We start from the raw sequence: 3,045 nt of genomic DNA on the forward strand, positions 1-3,045 counted from the left end.
GGCTCGCGCCCTCAAAACTGAAGTCATCAACAATGCATCTGCTAGAACAAGGCCTCGACCGATTAGTATCACTCAGCTCCGCATGTCACCATGCTTCCACCCGTGACCTATCTACCTCATCGTCTCTGAGGGGTCTTTCTTGATTACTCAAAGGGAAATCTCATCTTGGAGGGGGCTTCATGCTTAGATGCTTTCAGCATTTATCCCGTCCGCACGTAGCTACCCAGCGATGCTCCTGGCGGAACAACTGGTACACCAGCGGTGCGTCCATCCCGGTCCTCTCGTACTAAGGACAGCTCTCCTCAAATTTCCTGCGCCCACGACGGATAGGGACCGAACTGTCTCACGACGTTCTGAACCCAGCTCGCGTACCGCTTTAATGGGCGAACAGCCCAACCCTTGGGACCTACTCCAGCCCCAGGATGCGATGAGCCGACATCGAGGTGCCAAACCTCCCCGTCGATGTGGACTCTTGGGGGAGATCAGCCTGTTATCCCCAGGGTAGCTTTTATCCGTTGAGCGATGGCCCTTCCATGCGGAACCACCGGATCACTAAGCCCGACTTTCGTCCCTGCTCGACTTGTAGGTCTCGCAGTCAAGCTCCCTTCTGCCTTTGCGCTCTACGAATGATTTCCAACCATTCTGAGGGAACCTTTGGGCGCCTCCGTTACTGTTTAGGAGGCGACCGCCCCAGTCAAACTACCCGCCTGACACGGTCCTCCAGCCGGATGACGGCTGCGAGTTAGAGACTCTATGCATGAAGGGCGGTATCCCAAGGGTGACTCCTCCGAAGCTGGCGCTCCGGTCTCGACGTCTCCCGCCTATCCTGTACATCATGCACAAAGCCTCAATATCAGGCTGTAGTAAAGCTCCATGGGGTCTTTCCGTCCTGTCGCGGGTAACCTGCATCTTCACAGGTACTATGATTTCACCGGGTCTCTCGTTGAGACAGTGCCCAAATCGTTACGCCTTTCGTGCGGGTCGGAACTTACCCGACAAGGAATTTCGCTACCTTAGGACCGTTATAGTTACGGCCGCCGTTTACTGGGGCTTCGGTTCAAAGCTTCGCTTGCGCTAACCCATCCCCTTAACCTTCCAGCACCGGGCAGGCGTCAGCCCCTATACGTCATCTTGCGATTTAGCAGAGACCTGTGTTTTTGCTAAACAGTCGTTTGGGCCTATTCACTGCGGCTCTACTCATGTAGAGCGTCCCTTCTCCCGAAGTTACGGGACCATTTTGCCGAGTTCCTTAACGAGAGTTATCCCGCGCGTCTTAGAATTCTCATCCCGCCTACCTGTGTCGGTTTACGGTACTGGCACCTTCCACCTCACTAGAGGCTTTTCTTGGCAGTGTGAAATCGTGACCTTCGTCCCTACGGGACTCCGCATCGTTCCTCGACTTTGATGCCTGACGGATTTGCCAATCAGACGGTCTCGAAACTTACACATGCACTTCCATCCGCATGCGTCACTATCCTCCTGCGTCCCCCCATTGTTCAAACGGTGGATCGGTGGTACAGGAATATCAACCTGTTATCCATCGCCTACGCCTTTCGGCCTCGGCTTAGGTCCAGACTAACCCTGAGCGGACGAGCCTTCCTCAGGAAACCTTGGGCTTTCGACGGAGGGGATTCTCACCCCTCTTTTCGCTACTCACACCGGCATTCTCACTTCCAAACGCTCCACTGCTCCTTCCGGTACAGCTTCACAGCGGTTTGGAACGCTCCCCTACCATTCCTTACGGAATCCGCAGCTTCGGTGGTATGTTTAGCCCCGTTACATTTTCGGCGCGGCGCCACTCGACTAGTGAGCTATTACGCACTCTTTGAATGGTGGCTGCTTCTAAGCCAACATCCTAGCTGTCTAGGCAGCGCCACATCCTTTTCCACTTAACATACACTTTGGGACCTTAGCTGGCGGTCTGGGCTGTTTCCCTCTTGACTACGGATCTTATCACTCGCAGTCTGACTCCCGAGTATAAGTTGCCGGCATTCGGAGTTTAACTGAATTCGGTAACCCTGTGGGGGCCCCTAGTCCAATCAGTGCTCTACCTCCGGAACTCTCAACCTCGAGGCTAGCCCTAAAGCTATTTCGGGGAGAACCAGCTATCTCCAGGTTCGATTGGCATTTCACCGCTACCCACACCTCATCCCCGCACTTTTCAACGTGCGTGGGTTCGGACCTCCAGTCAGTGTTACCTGACCTTCATCCTGGACATGGGTAGATCACCTGGTTTCGGGTCTACGACAACGCACTATGGCGCCCTATTCAGACTCGCTTTCGCTACGGCTCCGCCTCATCAGCTTAACCTCGCGCGCTATCGTAACTCGCCGGTTCATTCTACAAAAGGCACGCCATCACCCATTAACGGGCTCTGACTACTTGTAGGCATACGGTTTCAGGATCTATTTCACTCCCCTTCCGGGGTGCTTTTCACCTTTCCCTCACGGTACTGGTTCACTATCGGTCACTAGGGAGTATTTAGCCTTGGGAGATGGTCCTCCCGGATTCCGACGGGGTTTCACGTGTCCCGCCGTACTCAGGATCCACTCTGGAGGGAAAACAGTTTCAGCTACAGGGCTGTCACCTTCTTCGGCCGGCCTTTCCAGGTCGTTCACCTACTGTCTTCCTTTTTGACTCCGTATAGAGTGTCCTACAACCCCGGAGAGCATGCTCTCCGGTTTGGGCTGTTCCCGTTTCGCTCGCCGCTACTCAGGGAATCGCATTTGCTTTCTCTTCCTCCGGGTACTTAGATGTTTCAGTTCCCCGGGTCTGCCTCACGCTACACTATGTATTCATGTAACATGTCCCATCCCATTACGGATGGTGGGTTCCCCCATTCGGAAATCCTCGGATCAAAGCATACTTACTGCTCCCCGAAGCATATCGCTGTTCGTCGCGTCCTTCATCGGCTCCTAGTGCCAAGGCATCCACCGTACGCCCTTCATACCTTGATCTAGCATTTTGGTATTCTAAGAACACACGTCTAATGACATGGTTATAAAAAGTTTGATGTCTTGTTGATGTCTTCAGTTTTCAAGGTGC

At 53.8% G+C, this 3,045-nt stretch carries 1 rRNA gene; it reads right to left on the minus strand.

The features are described 5' to 3' along the window. Positions 1-42 precede the first annotated feature (42 nt). Positions 43-2,957 (minus strand): 23S ribosomal RNA (locus KNQ07_RS15890). Positions 2,958-3,045: the final 88 nt, after the last annotated feature.

The organism is Exiguobacterium sp. s145 (assembly GCF_018618835.1).
GTDB classification, from domain to species: domain Bacteria; phylum Bacillota; class Bacilli; order Exiguobacteriales; family Exiguobacteriaceae; genus Exiguobacterium_A; species Exiguobacterium_A artemiae.